This is a genomic window from Microlunatus phosphovorus NM-1, from assembly GCF_000270245.1.
GTDB lineage: Bacteria > Actinomycetota > Actinomycetes > Propionibacteriales > Propionibacteriaceae > Microlunatus > Microlunatus phosphovorus.
Map to the genome: position 1 here is coordinate 552,264 of NC_015635.1, position 20,945 is coordinate 573,208.

At 67.3% G+C, this 20,945-nt stretch carries 23 protein-coding genes; 10 read left to right on the forward strand and 13 right to left on the reverse strand.

Going from position 1 to position 20,945, the window contains the following annotated elements; translation table 11 throughout:
* The first annotated feature begins 16 nt into the window (after nucleotides 1-16).
* A complete protein-coding gene (locus MLP_RS02370; RefSeq protein ID WP_013861400.1) occupies nucleotides 17-553 on the forward strand; it encodes an ester cyclase in 537 nt (178 codons plus the stop codon).
* A gap of 45 nt (nucleotides 554-598) precedes the next feature.
* On the opposite strand, the gene MLP_RS02375 is transcribed toward MLP_RS02370, so the two are convergent.
* From MLP_RS02375 to MLP_RS02385, 3 genes are read right to left on the reverse strand one after another with little or no spacing between them, the layout of a single operon-like run.
* A complete protein-coding gene (locus MLP_RS02375; protein WP_013861401.1) occupies nucleotides 599-1,570 on the reverse strand; it encodes an aldo/keto reductase in 972 nt (323 codons plus the stop codon).
* Nucleotides 1,571-1,578: 8 nt separating this feature from the next.
* Nucleotides 1,579-2,457, reverse strand: a complete 879-nt coding sequence (locus MLP_RS02380; RefSeq protein WP_013861402.1) for a helix-turn-helix transcriptional regulator — start codon at nucleotides 2,455-2,457, stop codon at nucleotides 1,579-1,581.
* 5 nt (nucleotides 2,458-2,462) lie between these two features.
* Complete coding sequence (locus MLP_RS02385) at nucleotides 2,463-3,866, reverse strand: MFS transporter (RefSeq protein ID WP_013861403.1); 1,404 nt, start codon at nucleotides 3,864-3,866, stop codon at nucleotides 2,463-2,465.
* A 220-nt stretch (nucleotides 3,867-4,086) separates the two neighbouring features.
* Between MLP_RS02385 and MLP_RS02390 the strand changes: the two genes are divergently transcribed.
* The 5 genes from MLP_RS02390 to MLP_RS28255 all read left to right on the forward strand — a co-directional run bounded on the left by MLP_RS02390 (nucleotide 4,087) and on the right by MLP_RS28255 (nucleotide 8,608).
* Nucleotides 4,087-4,878, forward strand: a complete 792-nt coding sequence (locus MLP_RS02390) for a shikimate dehydrogenase family protein (protein ID WP_013861404.1) — start codon at nucleotides 4,087-4,089, stop codon at nucleotides 4,876-4,878.
* A gap of 424 nt (nucleotides 4,879-5,302) precedes the next feature.
* Nucleotides 5,303-6,208 carry a universal stress protein gene (locus MLP_RS02395; RefSeq protein WP_013861405.1) on the forward strand — a complete coding sequence of 302 codons (906 nt, stop codon included), beginning with the start codon at nucleotides 5,303-5,305 and terminating at the stop codon, nucleotides 6,206-6,208.
* Nucleotides 6,209-6,213: 5 nt separating this feature from the next.
* The gene (locus MLP_RS02400; RefSeq protein WP_013861406.1) at nucleotides 6,214-7,770 is read left to right on the forward strand and encodes an APC family permease; all 1,557 of its coding nucleotides are present in this window, start codon (nucleotides 6,214-6,216) and stop codon (nucleotides 7,768-7,770) included.
* A 63-nt stretch (nucleotides 7,771-7,833) separates the two neighbouring features.
* Nucleotides 7,834-8,292: a hypothetical protein gene (locus MLP_RS25945; RefSeq protein WP_013861407.1), complete on the forward strand. Its 459-nt coding sequence runs from the start codon at nucleotides 7,834-7,836 to the stop codon at nucleotides 8,290-8,292.
* A 166-nt stretch (nucleotides 8,293-8,458) separates the two neighbouring features.
* Entirely contained in the window at nucleotides 8,459-8,608 is a 150-nt protein-coding gene (locus MLP_RS28255; protein WP_172641532.1) for a hypothetical protein, read from the forward strand.
* A gap of 115 nt (nucleotides 8,609-8,723) precedes the next feature.
* Here MLP_RS28255 and MLP_RS02410 read toward each other — a convergent pair whose 3' ends face one another.
* The 3 genes from MLP_RS02410 to MLP_RS02420 form a co-directional block, all read right to left on the reverse strand.
* Nucleotides 8,724-9,443 carry a M50 family metallopeptidase gene (locus MLP_RS02410; protein ID WP_013861408.1) on the reverse strand — a complete coding sequence of 240 codons (720 nt, stop codon included), beginning with the start codon at nucleotides 9,441-9,443 and terminating at the stop codon, nucleotides 8,724-8,726.
* Nucleotides 9,444-9,457: 14 nt separating this feature from the next.
* Nucleotides 9,458-9,739 carry a hypothetical protein gene (locus MLP_RS28790; protein ID WP_013861409.1) on the reverse strand — a complete coding sequence of 94 codons (282 nt, stop codon included), beginning with the start codon at nucleotides 9,737-9,739 and terminating at the stop codon, nucleotides 9,458-9,460.
* A gap of 91 nt (nucleotides 9,740-9,830) precedes the next feature.
* Nucleotides 9,831-11,351, reverse strand: a complete 1,521-nt coding sequence (locus tag MLP_RS02420; RefSeq protein WP_013861410.1) for a deoxyguanosinetriphosphate triphosphohydrolase family protein — start codon at nucleotides 11,349-11,351, stop codon at nucleotides 9,831-9,833.
* Between the two features lie 85 nt (nucleotides 11,352-11,436).
* Here MLP_RS02420 and pgi point away from each other — a divergent pair, with 85 nt between their 5' ends.
* Nucleotides 11,437-13,104, forward strand: coding sequence for a glucose-6-phosphate isomerase (gene pgi, locus MLP_RS02425; protein ID WP_013861411.1), 1,668 nt, complete (start codon nucleotides 11,437-11,439; stop codon nucleotides 13,102-13,104).
* A gap of 12 nt (nucleotides 13,105-13,116) precedes the next feature.
* Here pgi and MLP_RS02430 read toward each other — a convergent pair whose 3' ends face one another.
* Nucleotides 13,117-13,794, reverse strand: coding sequence for an alkylmercury lyase family protein (locus MLP_RS02430; protein ID WP_041790972.1), 678 nt, complete (start codon nucleotides 13,792-13,794; stop codon nucleotides 13,117-13,119).
* Nucleotides 13,795-13,843: 49 nt separating this feature from the next.
* On the opposite strand from MLP_RS02430, the gene MLP_RS02435 reads away from it, so the two are divergent.
* Nucleotides 13,844-14,617, forward strand: a complete 774-nt coding sequence (locus tag MLP_RS02435) for a helix-turn-helix transcriptional regulator (RefSeq protein WP_013861413.1) — start codon at nucleotides 13,844-13,846, stop codon at nucleotides 14,615-14,617.
* Between the two features lie 112 nt (nucleotides 14,618-14,729).
* A complete protein-coding gene (locus MLP_RS02440) occupies nucleotides 14,730-15,461 on the forward strand; it encodes an HAD hydrolase family protein (RefSeq protein ID WP_013861414.1) in 732 nt (243 codons plus the stop codon).
* Nucleotides 15,462-15,742: 281 nt separating this feature from the next.
* Here the strand turns inward: MLP_RS02440 and MLP_RS29175 are convergent, their stop codons facing one another.
* From MLP_RS29175 to MLP_RS27210, 4 genes are all read right to left on the reverse strand, one after another.
* Nucleotides 15,743-16,492 (reverse strand): hypothetical protein, encoded by a 750-nt coding sequence (locus tag MLP_RS29175; RefSeq protein WP_013861416.1) that lies wholly within the window; start codon nucleotides 16,490-16,492, stop codon nucleotides 15,743-15,745.
* 351 nt (nucleotides 16,493-16,843) lie between these two features.
* On the reverse strand, nucleotides 16,844-18,124 hold the full coding sequence (locus tag MLP_RS02460) for an RNA polymerase sigma factor (RefSeq protein ID WP_013861418.1): 1,281 nt from the start codon (nucleotides 18,122-18,124) through the stop codon (nucleotides 16,844-16,846).
* On the reverse strand, nucleotides 18,105-18,497 hold the full coding sequence (locus MLP_RS02465) for a YciI family protein (protein WP_013861419.1): 393 nt from the start codon (nucleotides 18,495-18,497) through the stop codon (nucleotides 18,105-18,107). The genes MLP_RS02460 and MLP_RS02465 overlap by 20 nt, the downstream gene beginning before the upstream one ends.
* A gap of 93 nt (nucleotides 18,498-18,590) precedes the next feature.
* Nucleotides 18,591-18,872 carry a carboxypeptidase-like regulatory domain-containing protein gene (locus tag MLP_RS27210; RefSeq protein WP_083843672.1) on the reverse strand — a complete coding sequence of 94 codons (282 nt, stop codon included), beginning with the start codon at nucleotides 18,870-18,872 and terminating at the stop codon, nucleotides 18,591-18,593.
* Nucleotides 18,873-19,050: 178 nt separating this feature from the next.
* On the opposite strand from MLP_RS27210, the gene MLP_RS02470 reads away from it, so the two are divergent.
* Nucleotides 19,051-19,707 (forward strand): DsbA family oxidoreductase, encoded by a 657-nt coding sequence (locus MLP_RS02470; RefSeq protein ID WP_041789634.1) that lies wholly within the window; start codon nucleotides 19,051-19,053, stop codon nucleotides 19,705-19,707.
* 95 nt (nucleotides 19,708-19,802) lie between these two features.
* On the opposite strand, the gene MLP_RS02475 is transcribed toward MLP_RS02470, so the two are convergent.
* Nucleotides 19,803-20,504, reverse strand: coding sequence for an HAD family hydrolase (locus tag MLP_RS02475; protein WP_013861422.1), 702 nt, complete (start codon nucleotides 20,502-20,504; stop codon nucleotides 19,803-19,805).
* Nucleotides 20,505-20,533: 29 nt separating this feature from the next.
* Nucleotides 20,534-20,944, reverse strand: coding sequence for a hypothetical protein (locus tag MLP_RS02480; protein ID WP_013861423.1), 411 nt, complete (start codon nucleotides 20,942-20,944; stop codon nucleotides 20,534-20,536).
* Nucleotide 20,945: the final 1 nt, after the last annotated feature.

Below are 20,945 nucleotides of genomic sequence, written 5' to 3' on the forward strand. Positions count from 1 at the left end.
TATTGAAAGGTTCATCATGTCCCTCACTCTCACGCGAGCCGACGTCGCAGGTGTCGCCGAGCGTTCGATCCATGCCACCCTCGGAGGCTCCGTCGCCGACCTCGCGGCGCTCGTCCATCCCCACGCCGTCAATCGCGAGGCGATCACTGAGCCGCCCGCCACTCGAGGTGTCGGCCCCCTGGCCTTCCATGCGACCGGCGAGTGGCTGCGCGCGGCGTTCAGCGACCTCGTGTGGACCACCGAGAGCGATGTCGTCGAGGACGATCTCGTCGTCACTTACGGCACGCTCTCGGGTCGTCAGACGGGTGAGTTCGTCGTCTGGACCCCGGATGGCACCGTCGATCGAGCCTTCGTGCCCACGGGCAAGTCCTTCACCGTTCGTCAGGCCCACTTCCAGCGGATCGCCGATGGGCTCGTCATCGAGCACTGGGCGGTCCGTGATGACCAGGGCATGGCCATCCAGCTCGGCTGGATCCCGCCCACACCTGGCTTCCTTTTCCGCTGCCACCAAGCCACCAAGCGAGCCCGGGCCGCCGCTCGTGTAGCGGTGTAGGCAACGACGATCAACGCCGGGCCACTCTTGACGGAGTGACGGCAGTCAGAACCAGGATGGTCCGCTGTTCACGTAGGGCGCCTCGGACGCAGTGACCTCCTCCTCGGTGAGGGTGAGGTCGAGGGCCTCGACCGCCTCGCTGAGGTGGTGGGGCTTGGTGGCGCCGACGATCGGGGCGGAGACGATCGGGTTGGTGAGCACCCAGGCAAGGGCTACCTGCGCCATGGTGACCCCGCGCGCGTCGGCGATGCGCTGAACCTCGTTGACGACGGGCTCGTCGTGGTCGGAGTCGAATGCCTTGACCACCTTGTCGACGGTGGAGCGGAGGCTCTGCTCGCCCCACGGCCGGGCCAGCCGGCACTTGCCCTGCGGTGAGTACGGCACCAGCCCGACGCCCTGGTCGGCGCACAACGCCATCAGCTCCGGCTCGTCCTGGCGGCGGAGCAGGTTGTACTGGTTCTGCATCGACACGAACCGAGTCCAGCCGCCGAGGTCGGCGGCGTGCTGCAGCTTGCCGAACTGCCAGCCGTACATGGAGGAGGCGCCCAGGTAGCGGACCTTGCCGGCCTTGACGATGTCGTGCAAGGCCTCCATCGTCTCCTCGACCGGAGTGTTCGGGTCGAAGCGGTGGATCTGATAGAGATCGATGTAGTCGGTGCCGAGCCGGGACAGAGAGGCGTCGACCTGCTCCAGGATCGCCTTGCGGGACAGGCCGGAGCCGCCCGGCCCGGGGTGCATGGTGCCGAAGACCTTGGTCGCCAAGACGATGTCCTCACGCCGCGAGTAGCGGGTGATCGCCCTCCCGACCACCTCCTCGGAGGTGCCGGCCTGATAGCTGTTCGCAGTGTCCCAGAAGGTGATGCCGAGCTCGACGGCCTGCCAGAAGTACGGCCGTGCGTCGCCTTCGTGCAGCGCCCACTGGTGAGCGCCGGGGGTGTTGGGGTCGCCGTAGCTCATGCAGCCGAGCGCGAGACGGCTGACTCTGAGTCCGGTGCTGCCGAGACGGGTGTACTTCATCTGAATCCTTAGGCTTGAGCGGTGAGCTGATCGTGGGTGGCGGCCCAACTGGCGAGGAGGGCGAGCGCGTCGGCGGTGGGGCTCGCGGGTTCGGCGGTGTAGATGAGCAGCTTCCAACCGGGTTCGGCGGTCAGGTCGGCGGACTCGAAGAGCAGGTCGAGCCGCCCGACGACGGGGTGGTTGAAGTTCTTCTCCCCGCTGGCATGGCGACGGACGTCGTGGGCGCCCCACTTGGCACGGAAGTCGTCACTGACGGTGGAGAGTTCCCCGATCAGGTCCTGCAGGTCCTTGTCGTACGGGTCTCGGCCGGCTTCGGCGCGCAGGATTGCGACGATGGTGGCAGCCGCCTTGTCCCAGTCCGCGTAGAACAACTCGGCGCTGTCGCGGGCGAGGAAGCAGTGCCGGGCGAGGTTCACGGGCCGGCGTGGCTGGGCGTACGCGACCGAGTGCAGGGCCCGGCCCAGGGTATTGGCGGCAAGGATGTCCATCCGGCCGTTGCGGATCAGCGCCGGTCCGCCGGTGATCGCGTCCAGCGCGAGTTGGAGCCCTGGCCGCACCGCGGTGGTGCGGGCGTTGCGACGTTGTCGCGTAGCCGGGGAGGAGTTGACGGCGCGGGCGAGGTCGTACAGATGATCGCGTTCTGCCTCGTCGAGCAACAGGGCGCGGGCAATCGCATCCAGGACCGATTCGGAGGCACCCGCGAGGTTGCCACGCTCGAGTCGGGAGTAGTACTCCACGCTGACCCCGGCCAGCATCGCGACCTCGGCGCGGCGCAGTCCGGGCACCCGCCGGATGCCGCCGGCGGGAAGCTCAACCTGGTCGGGTCGGACCTTGGCGCGGCGGGTCATGAGGAAGTCGCGGACCTCCTCCCGATTAGGTGCAGCCATGTCGGTCAGCCTAGGAGGGGTCGGCCGTTGGTGGGGTTCTCTGTCAGTACACCTCGGCGCTGGATGCGGAGGCTGGCCAGGGCCGCCACCAGCAGGACGGCTGCCGCGATGGTCAAGCTGACCTGCATGCCGGGGACGAATCGCTCCCGGTCGACGATCAGGGCGCCGAAGACGGCGATCGCGACGGCGCCGCCGACCTGACGGAAGGTGTTGAAGACGGCGCTGGCCGTGCCGGCGAGCTCGGGTGCCACGCTGGCCAACACCAACCCCGTGGTCGGTGGCATCGCCAAGGAACCGCCGGCACCGACGGGGATGATCAGCGCCGCCGTCAGCAGCGGCAGTCCCAGGGGCGCCGTCAGGGTCATCGCCGTCAGGCCGACCACCATCGACGTCAAACCGACCAGAACCGGGGCGCGGGGGCCGAATCGGTTGGTCATCCGCCCGCTGGTCAGGTTTCCGGCCACGCTGATCAGAGCCGATGGCAGGAAGGCCAGCCCTGCCCACAGTGGCGGAACACCAAGATGCTGCTGCAGGAAGAGGCTGCCGAGGAAGACCGTGCCGAACCAGCCGACCATGAACGCGAACCCGATCGTCAACGCGATCCGCATGTCCGGCGGACGGAACAACGACAGCGGCATCATCGGATGCGTCACCCCAGCCTCCACGGCGACGAAAGCGACGAAGCCGGTCACCGCGACCGCCAGCGGGACGATGACCTGCACCGAGCCGAATCCCACCGACCCGCCGTGGATGAGCCCGTAGATCAATGCGGACAGCGCGACGAAGCAAAGGATCTGCCCAGCCCAGTCGAAGGGCATGGCGCGGCGGGGTGAGGTCGGGATCCGAGCCACGAGCAGCAGCATCACCGCGCAGACCGGGATATTGATACCGAACACCCAGCGCCAGTCGAGGGTGGTCAAGATCCCGCCCAGCAACGGCCCGACCGCCGCGGCGACCGCTCCGCCCACCGCCCACGTGCCGAGGGCGCGAGCCCGCCGGGCCGGATCGGGAAAGGCCTCCCGGATCAGGGCCATCGAGGACGGCAGCATCAGCGCTGCTGCGACACCTTGACCCGCTCGGGCCGCGATCAGCGTCGCGATCGTCGGCGCGAACGCACACGCCGCGGACGTCAGCCCGAAGAGTGCCACCCCGACCGAGAAGGCCCGCTTCGACCCGACTCGGTCCGATAGGTTCCCGGCGAACAGCAGCAGTGCTGCGAACAGCAGCGTGTATCCGTCCACGACCCACTGCTGCCCGACCGTGCCACCGCCCAGCTCACGACTGATCTGGGTCAGCGCCACGTTGACGATCAGGATGTCCAGAGTGATCAGGAAGAACCCCAGCGAGGCCAGCAGCAGCGAGACCCGAGCTCGCGGCAGGCTCGCTGGCTCGGTGGCGTCCTGGGGCATGATGAAGATCTAACCAACCGGTCGGCCCCGCAGGGACACCCTGTCGAAGGGTGCCCTGCCAGGGCATGTCTGGACGGAGGATGTCTTGACAGGGTCTCCCTGAGCCGGCCGGCTGCCGGTTCACGCGGAATCCGCGGACCGCCGACCGACGTGCCGTGAGACCGTTCACCCACACCCACACCTAGACCCAGCCAGCGCGACCAGAAAGGCACGAATCGACATGCTCGACCAGCTCAGCGGCGCTACGCGGCTGTTCCCGATCATCGGTGATCCGATCAAGTACGTCGAGTCCCCGGTGCGCCTCACCCGTACCTTCGGGGAACGCGGCTACCACGGCATCTGCGTCCCGATGCAGGTGTCGGCCGAGGATCTCGATGCCGTGATGGCCGGTCTCACAGCCTCGCGGAACGTGGACGGGATCCTCGTCACCATGCCCCATAAGTTCACCGCGTTCGGCTACTGCGCAACCAGCTCCGAACGCGCCAGGATGCTCGGGGTGGTGAGCGTCATCCGCCGCAATCCGGACGGGACTTGGCACGGCGACATGCTCGACGGACTCGCCTTCGTCAAGGCGCAGGTGGATCACGGGGCCGAGCCGGCGGGTGCCCGGGTCCTCCTGGTCGGGGCGGGTGGTGCGGGCAGCGCGATCGCCATTGCCATGCTCGAGGCCGGAGTCCGTGAGCTCATCGTCCACGACGCCGACGAGTCGCGGGTCAACGCGCTCCTCGAGCTGGTCGCCGACCTCGGCCGAGGTCGGGTGATCGCCGGCCCGCCGGATCCCACCGGCTGCGATCTGGTCTGCAACGCAACCCCGATGGGCATGGAAGCCGGAGACCCGCTTCCGGTCGATCCCGCCTTGCTGACCTCGTCGATGTTCGTCGGCGATGTGATCTCCGGCCACGGACTGACTCCGTTCCTCGCGGCGGCGAAGGCCGCCGGTTGCAAGACGGCCGACGGCGGCCACATGGTCGAGGCCGCACAGGACGTCATGGCCGACTTCTTCCAGCGATGACACCCAGCACCCTCCTTCCCGTCCGTGGCGACGAGCCGGTGGTGGGCGAGCTGGCCGAGCAGGTGGGCACGTCTGCGATCCTCCGCCCTCACCAACCGCTCCGTGAGGTCTGGAGGGGAGGCGCTCCAAATGGAGACGGCCCTTCTCGGCGTGGACAGCGTTCGACACGATATTGATCCGATCGGCACTCTCGATGAGCGGGATGACGCTGCGGATGTTCTCCCAGGTCGACAGGCTCTCCGCCTCCGTGACGAGTTCCCCCTCGTAGGGGAAACCACACGCGCGTGGCGCGCCGTCACCTCGGCGCGTGGACAGGGCGATCCCGAGCCGCTTGCTGACCAGTTCTCACCCCGTTGGCTGAGGTTCTGGGCAATAATCACCTCAGGGTCGTCTCAGACGATGACGAACGAGAGGCGGAGGCCGCGTGATCACTCGTGTGTTGGCGGGATACACCGCAACAAAGGCCGGACGGGACGCGCTCGCGTTGGCCGCCCGGATCGCGATCACGACGGGGGCGCGACTGGATGTCGTGGTCGTGCTGCCGGGCATCGGCCGGAGCGTGATCACTCCACCTGATGCCGCCTATGACCGCTACGTGCGTGAGCAGGCCGAGGGTTGGCTCGCCGAGGCGATCGAGGCCGTGCCCAGCGAGATCACCTGCATGACCTACCTCCGCGCCGCCGACTCCGTCGGTGAGGGTCTGGTAGCGGCGGCGGACGAGTTCGGTGCCTCGGTTCTGGTGGTCGGGGCTGCCAACGGAGCACCCCGTCGACACCACCGGATCGGCACCGCCGCCAATGAGTTGCTACATCTGTCCCACGTACCGGTGATCCTCGCCCCACGCGGCTTCCGCAAGCGGGAAGGCGCTGGGATCCCGCGGATCACGGCCGGGGTAGGGGTGGAACTGGACGCCGACGGGCTCTTGGCCGCAGCCGCTGCCTTCGCCACCGCGACCGGCGCGGACCTGCGGCTGGTCTCGCTGGTGACCACGAACTTCCCTGCCGACCTCGACACCGGTCTGATCCGCATCGCGGCCGCCGCACACACTGAGGAGATCGTCAACCACGTCCGCGAGCACCTCGACATCGAGGCCGAGGTGCTTGCTGCCGAAGGTGACAACATGATGGAGGCCGTCGACGGGCTCGACTGGCTGGCTGGGGAGATCTTCTTCGTCGGATCGAGCCGGCTCGCCCAGCCTGGCCAGGTGTTCCTGGGCGCGGCCGGCGTCCGTCTCCTGCGAGCCTTGCCGGTCCCCGTGGCCGTGATTCCCCGGCCCAGGCCTGGGATCGGCCCCAATGTCGGCTCAGCGTCCGATCCAGCGAAGGGATGACGGCAATGGACGATCACCACGGTGCGGAGGCGCCCCTGGCGCCGGTTTCCGGCGAGCATGCCGGTGAGCTCTCCACCAAAGGCCTGAGTGCCGGCACGGTCGGTCTGATCGGCGCGGTCGTCATCGGGATCTCGTGCATCGCACCCGCGTACACGTTCACGGCGGCCGTCGGGCCGACCGCGTCGGTGGTGGGCCTGCAGGTCCCCGCGATCATCCTGGTCGGCTTCATCCCGATGCTTCTGGTGGCGTTCGGCTACCGGGAGCTGAATCGCGAAATGCCTGACTCCGGTACCTCTTTCACCTGGGCGAGCCGTGCCTTCGGGCCCTGGATCGGCTGGATGGCGGGCTGGGGACTGGTCGCAGCCACGATCCTGGTGCTGTCCAATCTCGCCGGGGTTGCGGTGGAGTTCCTCTTCCTGCTGATCTCCCAGCTGAGCGGCAATGAGTCGATCGCCGGGCTCGCGGACATCCGCGGGATCAATATCGGGGTCTGCTTGCTCTTCATGCTCGGCGCCACCGCCATCTCCTACCGGGACATGCAGACCACCCAGAAGCTCCAGTACGTGCTGGTGAGCTTTCAGGTCGTGGTGCTGCTGTTCTTCGCCGGAAGCGCCATCGTCCAGGGTGCGTCCGGCACCGGATTTGATTCCACCGCCTTCAGCTGGTCCTGGTTCAACCCGTTCGAGGTCGCCTCGTTCGGTGCGTTCGCAGCCGGGGTGTCGCTGTCGATCTTCATCTTCTGGGGCTGGGACGTCACCCTCACCATGAACGAGGAGACCAAGGATCCCGAGAAGACGCCCGGTCGCGCGGCGACGGTGACCGTGCTCACGATCGTGAGCCTGTACGTGCTGCTGGCGGTCGCGATGATCATGTACGCCGGCATCGGCACCGGAGAGCTCGGTCTTGGCAACCCCGAGATCCAGGAGAACGTCTTCTTCTATCTGTCCGGTCCGATCCTCGGCCCGCTTGCTTTCCTGGTCTCGCTCGCGGTGCTCACCAGTTCGGCGTCGTCGTTGCAGTCCACCTTCGTCTCACCGGCCCGAACCCTCTTGGCGATGGGTCACTACGGCGCCCTGCCGTCGTCGTTCGCGCGCGTCAGCCCGCGGTTCTTCACGCCCGGTTACGCCACGATCGTCTCTTCGGTCGTCGCCTCCGTGTTCTATGCGGTGATGCGCTTCCTCAGTGAGAACGTGCTGTGGGACACCATCACCGCGCTCGGCATGATGATCTGCTTCTACTACGGGCTGACCGCGTTCGCGTGCGTCTGGTATTTCCGCAAGCAGTGGTTCGACTCGTTGCGGAGCACGCTGTTCACCTTCGTGTTCCCTCTCGTCGGCGGCGTGATCTTGGCGGTGATGTTCGTGACGACGCTGGTCGAGTCGATGGATCCCGACTACGGCAGCGGGTCGAACATCGGCGGGTTGGGGCTGGTGTTCGTGCTCGGCTTGGGCGTGATCCTGGTCGGGGTCGTGGTGATGATCTGGCAGCGGATGAAGCGACCGGCGTTCTTCCGTGGTGAGACCCTGGCCAAGGCGGCGCCGGAGAGCCTGCGACGCCGGTAGACCATTGGCTGGGATGCCTGGGAGGGCCTTGTGGTGGCGCGGCGCCCGACCTAGTGTGCTGTCATGGCGGATGCCTACCAGGTGATCCTCGGCATGGTGGCCGTGTCGATCATCGTGCTCGTCCCGATCGGCATGGTCGTGGCCTACGACGCCCTCGCCGGTCGCTGGGACCTGCGACCCGGCAGTTTGCGTGAGCGCTGGCGGGTCGGTGCGGAGCGTCGCCGCGATCTTCGTTCGATGCGACAGCAGCAGGGCGTCCCGCTGGAGCGGCTCACCAACGACCTGCGCCGTCTGCGTGCCCTGGTGAGCTCCGATGAGCATCAGTCCGCGGCACACCAACTGGGCCATCTTCTCGCGTACGACCGCGTGCTGACCGACATCTGCGCCATGCTCGACATCTCCCACGATCTCAGCGCCGACCTGTCCGGCCTGGACCGGGACATCGAGCGGATCCGGATCGAGGCCGATCTCGAGCGGGCCGGCGTCGTGCTCACCGACAAGCGGTACGGCAAAGCTGCCTGAGCCACAACCCAGGTTCCCCACGCGCGGCCAATACCGACAGATGTGTCGGAGATCTCCCTTCGGGAATATGCGCGGCTGTACGGGAGTTGCTACAGTTGACTTCGAAGCCGAAGGTTTCGAAATAGAAGAAGATTCAGCAACACACCCTATGAAGGAATGATCCGAGATGTCGTTCGTCTCCAACCTCCGCTCGCGCAACCAGGCACGGCGCAACCGCCGGGCCATGGAGCGTGCGATCGCCGAGGCTCCTAGCGCCACCATGCGCGAAGAGCTGATGGCGGCTGCGGTGCGGTCGGGTATCAGCCCGCGTATCTGAGGTCGCCGGCTGCGTGCAGCCGTCTCCTCGCAACAAACCGAGCTCCCGTCGATGGCGACGGGGGCTCTTTCGTTTCTCGGGCCCGTTCCTGCTTCGTCTCCGGGCTCCGCGTCAGTCAGCCAAGAGGGATCGGGAGTAGGACCAGGAAGCCGACGACCAGACCGGCGATGTTGGCGAGCAGGAACAGCAGCTCCCACAGCAGGGCAGGGACATGGGTCAGCCGGGTGAGCTGGTCGACATCGGAGCCCCGCGCCGCGCCGCGGCGTCGTTGCGCCATCTGCTCCAGCACCGGCTTCGGTGCGGCGAAGAGCAGCAGCCAGGTCAGCAGATAGGCGAGCAGCGAGACGGTCGTGCCGGGCAGATACCAGCTCGCCAGCCCGGCGGCCGCCCCGCAGAGAACCAGCACCAGCAGGCCGTACGCGTTCCTGATCTGCAGCAGCATCAGCGACAGCCAGCCCGCCGCAAGCCAGAGCAGTGCCAGGCTGTGCCCGCCGGCCAGCAGCAAGGCCGCCCCGAGGCCTGCGACCGCCGGCGCGAGATAGCCGGCGGCCAGCATCGCCACCATGCCGAGACCGGTCGGCTTGCCGCGAGAGAGGGTGACCCCTGAGGTGTCAGCATGCAGTCGGATGCCCACCAGCCGGCGCCCGGTGAGGACCGCGAGCAGCGCATGACCGCCTTCGTGACTGATGGTCACCAGATGGCGGGTGACGGTCCAGGCGCGCGGCACCAGGACGAGACCGAGGGCAAGCACGGCGATACCGGCGACGATCGCCGGCTCCGGTGCCGGCTGGGACGCCGTCGCTCGCGACCAGATCTGACTCAGGACCTCACCCACACGGTCCCAACTCCTCAGGCAGCGAGGAAGTTGCCGTTCAGCCGCCCTTCGGCGTGATCCCGGATGCTGCGCAGCAACTCCTGGCTGACCGTCAGGCCTGGTGGCTGGTTGGATTGCTGGTGGCCACGGACCATCAGGCGGGTCCGGGGCGCCCCGTCGGGCAGGACCGGCGGCAGCTCGCTGAGGGTGAACTCCTCGCAGGCCTTGACCAGCTGCTCGTTGACCGAGTCGACGACCGGGCGCACCCGGATCAGCGGGGCGGCGATGATGATGGCACGGGTGGTGACGGTGGCCATCCATCAATGATCCGGGGCATGAGGCGGCCCCTATAGGGTCGAAGGTCCCGTCTATTCAACGTCCCAGCTAGGAGCAGGCCCCTAGGCAAACTCAGAGGGCGCCGGAGGTCCAGAGCAGTTCCCGGGCACCGCTGAGCCGTTGGGCGAAGGAGACCGCCTGCTGATCGGTCAGGCCGCTGACGAAGTCGGCGATGCCCCGGCCGCGGCCCATCCCGGCCAGCTGGCGGGGGGAGGTGACGCCGTCGAGCCAGTCGGGATGCTGCTGGGCGACCCGCTCGTATCCGTCGGTCGCGATCCGGACCAGATCGATCAGCCGGCGCGGGGCCTTGGGCGCGTCCTGCCGATCCGAGAGCCAGTCGTCGAATCCGGTGACCAGCGCATCGATGGTGCGGGCCTGGCCCCGCTGGAACATGGCCAGATCCGGCCGGTCGAGGATGAAGTACTGATGCACGAACTTCAACACCGAGACCTGGTGCCACGCATCGGCGGCGAGTGACACGTACGCCGACCGCACCGGTGGATCGCGGATCAGCTCGACCGATGAGATGAAAAGGTCGATCCAGCGCGAAACGAAGCCGGAAATGGCGCGGTCGGCCATCCGTGATCCGTCGTACGGGGCCGCGAGAACGCCATCGACGAACTCCTCGCCGATCGTGCTGACGGCAGCGCCGAAGCGGTCCTCGTCGAAGATCCAGTCGTCCTTCTCGATCAGCCGCCGGCGCAGCTGTTCCAAACCGGCGCCCGGCCACCGGCCCATCAGATCCAGTTCGTCGGTGCTCATCGCGGCCAGTGCCCGGCGATCGCTGAGCCAGGAACGAAACTCGCCGGAGACGGGGGAGAACTGCAGGATGCCGGAGCGGTGGAAGTCCTCCACGTCGTGCAGCGAATAGGCGATGTCGTCGGCCAGGTCCATGATCGAGCACTCGAGTGTCTGGCGGCCGGGCGGCAGCTCGGGAAAGGCAGACAAGGCGCTGAGCATCTCGTCCAGGTCGAGGGTGTAGGCGGAGAACTTCGTCGACCCGGGTCCGGCCGGACCCACGCCCGCGCCGCGCGGCGGTTCGGGCCACCCGGAAGGATGAGGGTCAGGAACCACGTACCGGCCCCAGGGATACTTCAGCACCGCGGCGCGACTGGCCGCGGTCAGGTTGAGACCCTCGTCGCCCGGGCCCAGCACCTCAAGCTCGGTGAGGATGCGGAAGGTCTGGGCGTTGCCCTCGAAGCCGTCGTGCAGCCCGAATCGGATCCGGAGGACATCGTCCAGCACACGTTCGCCGAGGTGGCCGAACGGCGGGTGACCAAGGTCGTGCGCGTTGGCGCCGACCTGCACGACGACATGGTCCAGCCCGCCGAGCTCGCGGAGCAACGCCGGGTCGGCGTCGCGCAGCAGCCGGACCGCGATCGCCCGGGCAACGGCGGTCACCTTGATGGAATGCGACAACCGGTTGTGCACCATGCCCGCGGTTGCCCCGGCGGTGATCACCTGGGTCACTTCGGCCAGCCGGGAGTACGACTGGGCGAAGCGGATCCGCTCCAGATCGGTACGGAATCCCGACTCCTGGCCGGCGTTCGGCATACCGGCCTCGGGTCGAGGTCGCTGCAACCGGGCGTCCATGACAACCCACCCTAGATCCGCGACGTCAGCGCCGCTCGCTAGTGTCGGACCGACCGCCACGGACGACGAACCAGAGGACTGACCGATGAGTGCACCTGTCGATGCCACCAGCACTGCCGCTTGGGCCAAGCTGACCGAGCTGAAGAACGGGTTGGTGCCCGACCTGCGCGGCTGGTTCGCCGCGAACCCGGACCGGGCTCAGGCGTTTACCTTCGACGCCGCCGATCTGCACGTCGACCTGTCGAAGAACCTGATCGACGACGAGGTGCTGGCCGCCCTGATCGCGCTGGCTGAAGAGGTCAAGCTGACCGAGCGGCGGGACGCGATGTTCGCCGGCGAGCGGATCAATGTGACCGAGGACCGAGCGGTGCTGCACACCGCGCTGCGCGACCCGGACAACGTGGCGGTGGACCTGGACGGCACCAACGTCGTGGCCGAGGTGCACAAGGTGTTGGAGAAGGTCTACGACTTCGCTGATCGAGTACGCAGCGGGGAATGGAAGGGGGTGACCGGCAAGCGGATCGAGACGATCGTCAACATCGGTATCGGTGGTTCCGATCTCGGTCCGGTAATGGTCTATGAGGCCCTCCAGCCCTACGTGCAGGACGGGCTCAGCGCACGGTTCATCTCCAACATCGACCCGACCGACGTGGCGACCAAGACCGCCGATCTGGACCCGGAGACGACCCTGGTGATCGTCGCCTCGAAGACGTTCACCACCTTGGAGACGCTGACCAACGCCCGGCTGGCGCGTTCCTGGCTGCTGTCGGGTCTCAAGGCATCCGGGGCGATCGACGACAGCGGTGAGGCGGAGGCGATCGCGAAGCACTTCGTCGCTGTCTCGACGGCGCTGGACAAGGTCGCCGCCTTCGGCATCGACCCGCAGAACGCCTTCGGCTTCTGGGACTGGGTCGGCGGTCGTTACTCGGTGGACTCTGCGATCGGCACCGCTTTGGTGGTGGCCATCGGGCGGGACAACTTCGCCGACTTCCTCGCCGGTTTCCACGCCATCGACGAACACTTCGCATCGACGCCGCTCGGGGAGAATGTGCCGGCGCTGATGGGGCTGCTCAATGTCTGGTATCGCAACTTCTTCGGCGCGGCCACGCATGCCGTGCTGCCGTACGCGCAGCTGCTGCACCGCTTCCCGGCGTACCTGCAACAACTGACCATGGAGTCCAACGGCAAGAGCGTCCGCTGGGACGGCACCCCGGTCACCACCGACACCGGCGAGGTCTTCTGGGGCGAGCCCGGCACCAACGGTCAGCACGCCTTCTATCAGCTGATCCACCAGGGGACACAGCTGATCCCGGCCGACTTCATTGCGGTCGCGAACCCGGCGTATGGGCTGACCGACGGCGACGCGGACGTCCACGAGCTGTTCCTGGCCAACTTCTTCGCCCAGACCGCGGCCCTCGCCTTCGGCAAGACCGCCGACGAGGTCCGTGAGGAGGGCACGGCCGAGGCGATCGTGCCGGCCCGAGTCTTCTCCGGAAACCGGCCGACCACCTCGATCATGGCCCCCGCGCTGACTCCGTCAGTGTTCGGACAGCTGATCGCGCTCTACGAGCACATCACCTTCACCGAAGGCATCGTCTGGGGGATCGACAGCTTCGACCAGTGGGGTGTCGAACTGGGCAAGCAGTTGGCACTGAAGGTGACCCCAGCGGTCGGTGGCGACGAGGCCGCGCTCGCCGAGCAGGATGCCTCCACCCAGGAGCTGATCCGCTACTACCGCACTCAGCGGGGCTGAAGCGGGTCGCGTTCAGGGAAGGCGCCAGAACTCTCCGGTGAGGCCGCGCTCATCGAGGAGTACCTGGTTGTCGTCGCGGGTGTGGGGCTGGAAGGTGGCGTCGAGGCGATCGCCATACCAGGCCTGGGCGAGATCCCACACCGTCCTCGCGTCCGCGATGTACCCGCTGCCGGGGCTGTGCTCGGCGGTCCATCGCTCCGCGTGCTCACGAGTGCAGAAGAGACGGATCATCGTGCAGGTGGCCACGACGTCCTCCCACCACTCGGCGGCGGGCCTGGGAAACCGGACTGCGAGTTCTTCCGGAGGCGCAGTCGTCGGCCCGGCGTGCACGGCGAGGTGCCGGGCACAGTGCGGGCAGGTCGTATCGATCCGCACATCAAGGTCGAGGGCGGCGCTGATGCCGAAGGAGTCCCAGGCGCAGCCGCCCCACCAGCGACGATCATCGCGGCCATCCGCCGGGGTGAGGACGAACGCCATCGGAGCCGCGGTGAACGGGTGTGCCATCCGCACCGCATCACCGTCCTGGCTGAGCACCAGGGCATGGGCATCGGCTAGTTCGCGGAGGAGCTGCTGCACCCGATTAGGCGTGCTCTCGATCCTGCGGGCGAGTTCGGCTACGGAGGGAGCGCGGCCCTCCGCGGTGAAGGTCTCGTAGACGAGATTGCGGACGCGCCAGCTCTCAGAGGTCATGGCCTCAGTCTCCCCAGGTGCCTTCCTTGCGGTCTTGTACGTTTCTTGCATGGTCGATCGCGTACGCGCCTGGCACCCTGGAGTGCCGGCGCTGCGCGAGGTCTACCACGCAAGCTTCGACCACGCCTACCCGGTGCATACTCACGACGACTGGACCGTCATGCTCGTCGACGACGGTGTCGTTGCCTATCGCTTGGACCGGGCTGGGCACTACGCGACCACCACGGCACTGACCCTGTTGCCGCCCGGCGTGCCTCATGACGGGCGCTCCGCGATCGATGGCAAGAGCTACCGCAAACGCGTCCTCTACCTGGGTGCCGAATGGCTTCCAGCAAGAGCCCAGGGTCTGGCGGCGACCCGGCCCACCCTCGCAGATCCGAGTTCGTTGGCCGTGGTGCAACGGGTCCATGCCGCGCTGCGGGATCCGGATGACCAGATGGCGGCCGAGTACTGGATGCTCATCCTCCACCGGCATGTCCTTGCCCATCTGGGGAATCCGACGACAGCGCGGCGTGACGTGCCGTTGGCCAGGCGGCTGCGAGAGCTACTCGATGACCGCTACACCGAGTCGTTCACCATCGCCGCCGGTGCGGCGCAGCTGGGGGCTCACCCCAGTCATCTCGTGCGTGTGTTCTCTCAGACCTACGGCATCGCCCCGCATCAGTACGTCATCAGCCGTCGCGTCGACCATGCCCGACGCCTGCTCGTCCAGGGGCATCGGCCGGCGGATGCCGCCGTGGAAGCAGGCTTCCATGATCAGGCTCATCTCACCCGACACTTTCGGCGCGTCCTCGGTGTCACCCCTGCTGTCTTCTGCAGGTAGCTGCGGGTCACGATCCAATGCGCCTGGCAGGAACCGTGAGCGTCGAGTTGCGAGCCGGCAGGCAGGCGCCATCTGTCGCAGTCATCCATGCCTCTCGCATAGATTTCACCGAATGCGGAAGGTGGTGGTCTTCGATGTCGACGGCACGATCTGTTTCGATGGTCGCACGATCGGTCCCGACATCGTCGAAGCGCTCCGATCGCTGCGGGAGCGATGCAATCTCGTGTTCGCCTCAGCCCGGCCGATCCGTGATCTGCTACCCGTGCTGCCGGACGATCTCCACGACGCCACCCTGATCGGGGGCAACGGCGCGTTCTCCCGCACTGGGGGTGAGCTGACAGTGCTCGGGATCGATCATGCGGATCGCGTACTCATCGATCGCCTCATCGATGAGTACGAGCTGACTGTCCTGATCGACGGAGAGTGGGACTACTCCTTCACTGGTGACCAGGCTCACCGGATCTTTCGCCAACTCGATGCCGGCCAACTCGCCAGCAACATCCCACGCGAGCAGATCGAGCGGTATTCCAAGGTCGTCCTCTTCGCCTCGGATTCGCGGATCGAGGACGAGCTGCGCCGATCGCCGCTGTCGATCAACGTCCATCCCGACGAGGGAATCATCGACATCGCTCCCAGCGGCATCACCAAGCGCCACGCGCTCGGTCGACTCGGCATCGCCGACGGCGCATACGTCGCCTTCGGTAACGACGCCAACGACGAACTGATGCTCCGCCATGCCAGGACCAGCTATTGCGTGGGAGTTCATCCGGTGCTGTCCTTCGCCGATCACCATCTGTCGCGCGACGACGTTGCGTACGCGATCGCCACGATCGAGATCGGATGAGATCGTTGGCTTGGGGGTGACGCTGAACCCGCCGAGACCGTGGCAGTGATCGTCAAGTTCGTCGATCACGCCGATGTTGCTCCCGACGTGCGTCAGAGCGTGGAGTGGACTGCCGCTGTGCTAGCTGACCAGGTGAGCCGCGAACGGGTCAAGTCCAACCTAGACACCTTCGTCGACCCTGCCGAGGTTGACCGAATCTTCGATCTCTGGCGGGACGTTCTCTTGAGTAGGTAACCCCAGCTGGACCGGGGGACTCGGCCAACCGATGTGCAATGTGTCGCTCAGAGCTGGGGGCCCTGGGCGCGGAGCTTGTCCACCTCGGCCATCGCGTCGCGCAGTCCCGCGAGCCAGCTCTCGGTGTGCTCGCCGACCAGGGTGACGGCCCAAGCGAGGGCCTCGGAGCGGGAGCGGGCGACACCGGCGTCGACCAGGGTGTCGAGCACCTGGCGCTCCGGCTGCCGTAGCCGGGTCATCACAGGCACGGACAGGTGGGTGAACAGCGCGGTGACCTCGCCGGATCGGGCGCCCCAGGAGACCTTCCGGCCATAGCGGGCCTCGGCCTCGTCGGCGATCTGCATCCGGGTGCCGCGCGTCTCTTCGCGGAACCGGCTGATCCGGCCCTCCGCCTGTGCTGAGTCGGTCGTCTCGCCGGTCAGGGTGCCGACCACGACGATTTCCTCGCGATCGGTGCTGACGCTGACCTCGGAGAACCAGTCCTCAGGGAGCCGTCCCTCGAACCAGGACTGGGCGTCGTCGGCCGCGGGCAGGTCGGCGTTCTGCCAGCCTCCCGGTCGACCGAAGCCATGCCGGCCGCCGCGTCCGCGGCCTTCGCCGCGGCCTTCACCACGGCCTTCACCACGCGGGCCTCGCCCGCCGCGGCCTCCGCCACGCGGACCAGGGGTCTCGTCGGCGTCTTCGATGCCACGACCGCGTCCGCGCGGGTGGCCACCGAACTCTTCGCCGCCGCGGATCCGGCGGCGTCCCCGAGGACCGACCTCGGGCTGATCTGGATTGAATGCGTGCGTCTTCATGACGTGCACTCCTTTCTGTGTATGTGTGATTACATGATTACACATCTACCGATATATCGCAAGCGCCTGGATTCTCAGAGGTTCGGGTCTGCTAGCTGCGAGCGTGCCGCCGGATGCGGATGAGGGCGTGCCGACAACCGGTCAGCAAGCACAGGAGTGTGATCGCGGGCCGAATGCGCCGAGCGTCCAACCCATCGCGAGCCCGACGAGGAGCGGGATCAGTGCTGCGCCCAGTGACGACGCCCCCGGCTTGCAGGCCGATACCCCGATCGGCGACCTGGTCGCTGGTCGTAGCAGACACAGCGGACATCCGGACATCGCTCGTGAACTCGTCGTCGGTCGTACCTGGAACTACGCGGAAGGCCGGCTCGCCCATCCGGTGGCGCGGGCTCCCAGATAGCGTTGCTCCGGGATGCTGGTCGCCAACCGAGCGGCAGCCGCGTACTCGACCTGTGCCTCGCTGGCGCGTCCCGCCAGATCAAGGAGATGTGCGCGGACGGCAGGCAGCCGATGGCTTCGTCGCAGTGCCTTGTCATTGGCCAGCGGTTCGATCATCGCCAGTCCGGCCTCGGGCCCTCGGACCATGGCGACCGCGACAGCGTGGTTCAAAGTGAGGACTGGACTGGGGGCCAGCTCTGCCAGCATCCGGTAGAGCACCTCGATCTGAGTCCAGTCGGTGTCCTCGGCGCGGACTGCTTCGGCATGTACCGCCGCGATAGCGGCCTGCAGCTGGTACGGGCCGACCGGTCCGGTGGCCAGCACCGACTCGATCAGCGCGATCCCCTCGGTCACCCGGCGTCGGTCCCACCGCGCGCGGTCCTGCTCCGCGAGCGGGATCAGCGAACCGTCGGGTGCGAGCCGGGCGGCCCGCCGGGCGTCGGTCAGCAGCATCAGCGCCAGCAGCCCGGTGATCTCGTCGGCTCGGGGTAGCCGGCGGTGCAGCCAACGGGTCAGCCGGATCGCTTCCTCGCTCAACGACATGTCGTACAGCAGTCCGCCCACGGTGCTCAGGTGGCCTTCGGTGAAGATCAGGTACAGCACCTGGGCAACCGCGTTGACCCGGCCAGGCAACTCGTGAGGGAGTGGGGGAGCGAACGGGGCGTCGAGCTGGCGCAGGCGGGCCTTGGCTCGGCTGATGCGCTGGGCGATGGTGGCCTCCGGGACGAGGAAGGCATGCGCGATCTGACCGGTGCTGAGGCCACCGACCGCCCGCAGCGTGAGGGCGATCTGGCTGGGCAGGGACAAGTCGGGGTGACAGCACTGGAGCAGCACGATCACTGAGTCGTCGAACGGGCGTCGGCCACGGTCGACGCCCGCGTCCACCAGCTCGTCGTCCGGGGTGCGACGAGTGACCAAACGCTCTCGCTCGGCTCGGGACCGCTCCGAACGCTTCTGGTCGATCAGCCGCCGAGAGGCGACTCTGATCAGCCAGGCCTTCGGGTTGTCAGGGACTCCGTCGCTCGGCCACTGCTGGGAGGCCGCTAGCAGAGCCTCCTGGACCGCGTCCTCGGCGGCATCGAAGTCGCCGTAGTGGCGGACCAGCGCGGCGAGGACCTGCGGCGCACTGGTGCGCCACAGTTTCTCGTGATCCGCACTGGTCGAACTCGGCGCGCTACTGGTCGTCGCCGCCACCCCACATCGCCGGTCGCAGCTCGACTACCCCGCCCGGCTGGGCGAAGTGGGCTGCGATCTCTTCGGCACGTTCTCGAGTCGCACAGTCGATCAGGAAGAAGCCGGCCAGATGCTCTTTGCTCTCCGCGTAGGGTCCTTCGCTGGCCAGGTGGCCTTCGGGAGTCCAGTCGAACAGCGTGGCCGAGACGGGGTCGGCCAGGGCCTCGGCGGTGACGAACTCGCCGGACTCCGAGATCTCCTGCATCAGCGCCTCGAAGTCGCGGTTCATCGCGGTGTGTTGCGCCGCGGACAGTTGGCGGCCCTCGGCGGTGAACTCCTGGGTGGGATGACCCCAGGGGTCAGGATTGCTGTGGATCAAGATCACGTACTTCATGCGATGCTCCTCATCTCGGTGGCTCCGGTCGAGCCTGTCATCGAGACGTCGGAGCAGGCCAGGCCCCTTCGACATCGGGGCTCCGGGCACTCGTCATGTTTCTGCGGACCCCGGCGACAGTTGGACTTCGATTGTCAGGAACCCGTTGGCTCGCAACTCGATGCCGTGCCTCTCAAACGGTTGGTAGCCGTCCTTCTCACACCGGACCGCGTAGGTGCCTGGAGGAAGGTCGGTTCTGAGAAACCCTCCCGAATCGTCGGTCACGACGCTGTGGGTGTCCGGATCTGCCGGAGAGCTGGCAGTGACCACAACCTCCCCAAGCGGTTGTCTCGTCACTCCGTCTTTGACCGTGCCTTTGATAACTCCGCTATCCATCGTACGCCTCCTAGTGTGAGCTTCGAACAAATACCACTCGGTGGTGCGGCATGACAATCTCGAACTTCGGATTCCACAGCAAGCGCAACCGCGCTAGGCAGGCAGGGTGCGGGTCGCCGGAGTCAATCGTGGTCGACGGCGGGAATGCCGAGCCGGGCGGCCCGCGTTGACTCTCGACGTGAGCAATCCCGTGAAGGTCGACATCTGGTCCGACATCCAGTGCCCGTGGTGCTACATCGGCAAGCGCAAGTTCGAGGCGGCCGTCGCGGCCTTTGGCGGTGAGGTCGAGGTGGAGTACCACTCCTTCGAGCTCGCCCCCGACACCCCCGTCGACTTCGACGGCACCCCGCTGGACTACCTCAGCCAACGCAAGGGGATCAGCCGGTCACAGGCCCAGACCATGATCGACCGGGTGGTCGGCATCGCCGCCGCGGTCGGTCTCGACTACGACTATGACGCCATTCACCAGACCAACACCGTCCTCGCCCACGAGCTGCTGCACCTGGCCAAGGCCCACGGGCTCCAAGAGAGGCTGAAGGAGCGACTGCTGGCTGCGTACTTCCTCGAGGGCCGCCACGTCGGTCGAGTGGCCGACCTCGCCGATCTGGCCGCGGAGGTGGGTCTCGACCGGACCGAGGCCGAGGCAGCGTTGACCGATCACCGTTACCTCGGCGACGTCAAGGCCGATGTCGCGCAGGCGGCCGCGTACGGGATCGCGGGAGTGCCGTTCTTCGTCTTCGACGGCCGATACGGGGTGTCCGGGGCGCAGGAGACCGACACGTTCCGGCAGGTGCTGGAGCAGGTGGCGGCCGAGTCGGGGGAGCGGGTGTCGTGATCGAACGCCCGACCATCCTCGCGGCGCCGCTGGTCACCCTCGGTGATCCGAACGCCGAGATCTGTGTCGACGGCTGGTGCGGTCCGGTGGGCCGGCTAGATGCTGACGCCGATCAGGCGGTGGAGGTCAGCGATAGTGGCGATCCGACCGACGGAGTCGTCCGGGTCGGTGAGCAATTCCGCCGTGACGTGGACGGCGTGCAACCCGGCGGATCGAGCGCCGTCGATGTCGTTGACCCTGCTGTCGCCGACCATCAGCACCTGGTGCGGCGCCAGCCCTAACGCGCCGCAGGCCGCGGCGAATGCCAAGGGCGATGGCTTCGGCGCCGGTAGCTCCTCGGAGACACAGACCACCAGCCTCGGATCGGTGAGCCCGATCGCCGCCAGCTTGGCCCGCTGCTGAGCGGCTTGGCCGTTGGTGAGGATCCCGACCCGATAGCCCTCCTCGAGCAGCCGTAGCGCCAGCTCCGGTCCGCCGGGCACGGGTTGCCAATTGGCCTGATAGCCGCTCAGGAAGCGGCTGAACCACGTGTCGAGCAGGTCGTCGGCGGCGTCCTCGAGCTCGAGGAACCCTCCGATCCGGGCCCGCCGCTGCTCCAGCATCGTGACCTCACCTGCCATGTAGCGGGCGAAGTGCTGATCCTCCAGGGCGTACCACCGGGCCAGAGTGCCGGCCTCGTCGAGGGGCCACTCGGGCAGGCCGGCGACGAACTCGAGCACCGCGGCTCTGGAGGCGGCGGTGTGATCCATCAGTGTGTCGTCGAGGTCGAACAGGACGCCTTGCACGTCGTACGGCATGGGATCCACGGTAGGGGGCTCGGCCGACGTCAGCTCAACCCTCCTTGTCCGAGGACGGAGAGGAAGCGGACCCCCACGAAGATGGCGAAGACGAGCAGGAAGTAGAGGCCGATCGACCATCGCTTGGGCCGAGCCCAGCCGATGGCGCCGACGACGACCCCGCCCACCAGGAACGGGAACATGAACTCGCCGGCCGTTCGGGGGTTCAGGTTGCCGCCGGTCACCACGGCCATGATCACCAGCAGCGTCGTATAGAAGCTGCCGGCTGCCACGAACGCCCAGAGCCAGGCCTTGGGGTTGGCACGTTCACCGATCCACAGCGGCCAGCCGTTCGGTGGCGGACCCCAGGCCGGATCCGGTTGCCATCCCGGCGGTGGTGTCCATCCGGGTGGTGGAGGCGGCCAGTTCGGTGGTGGGTTGTACCGATGCAGCAGGGCCATT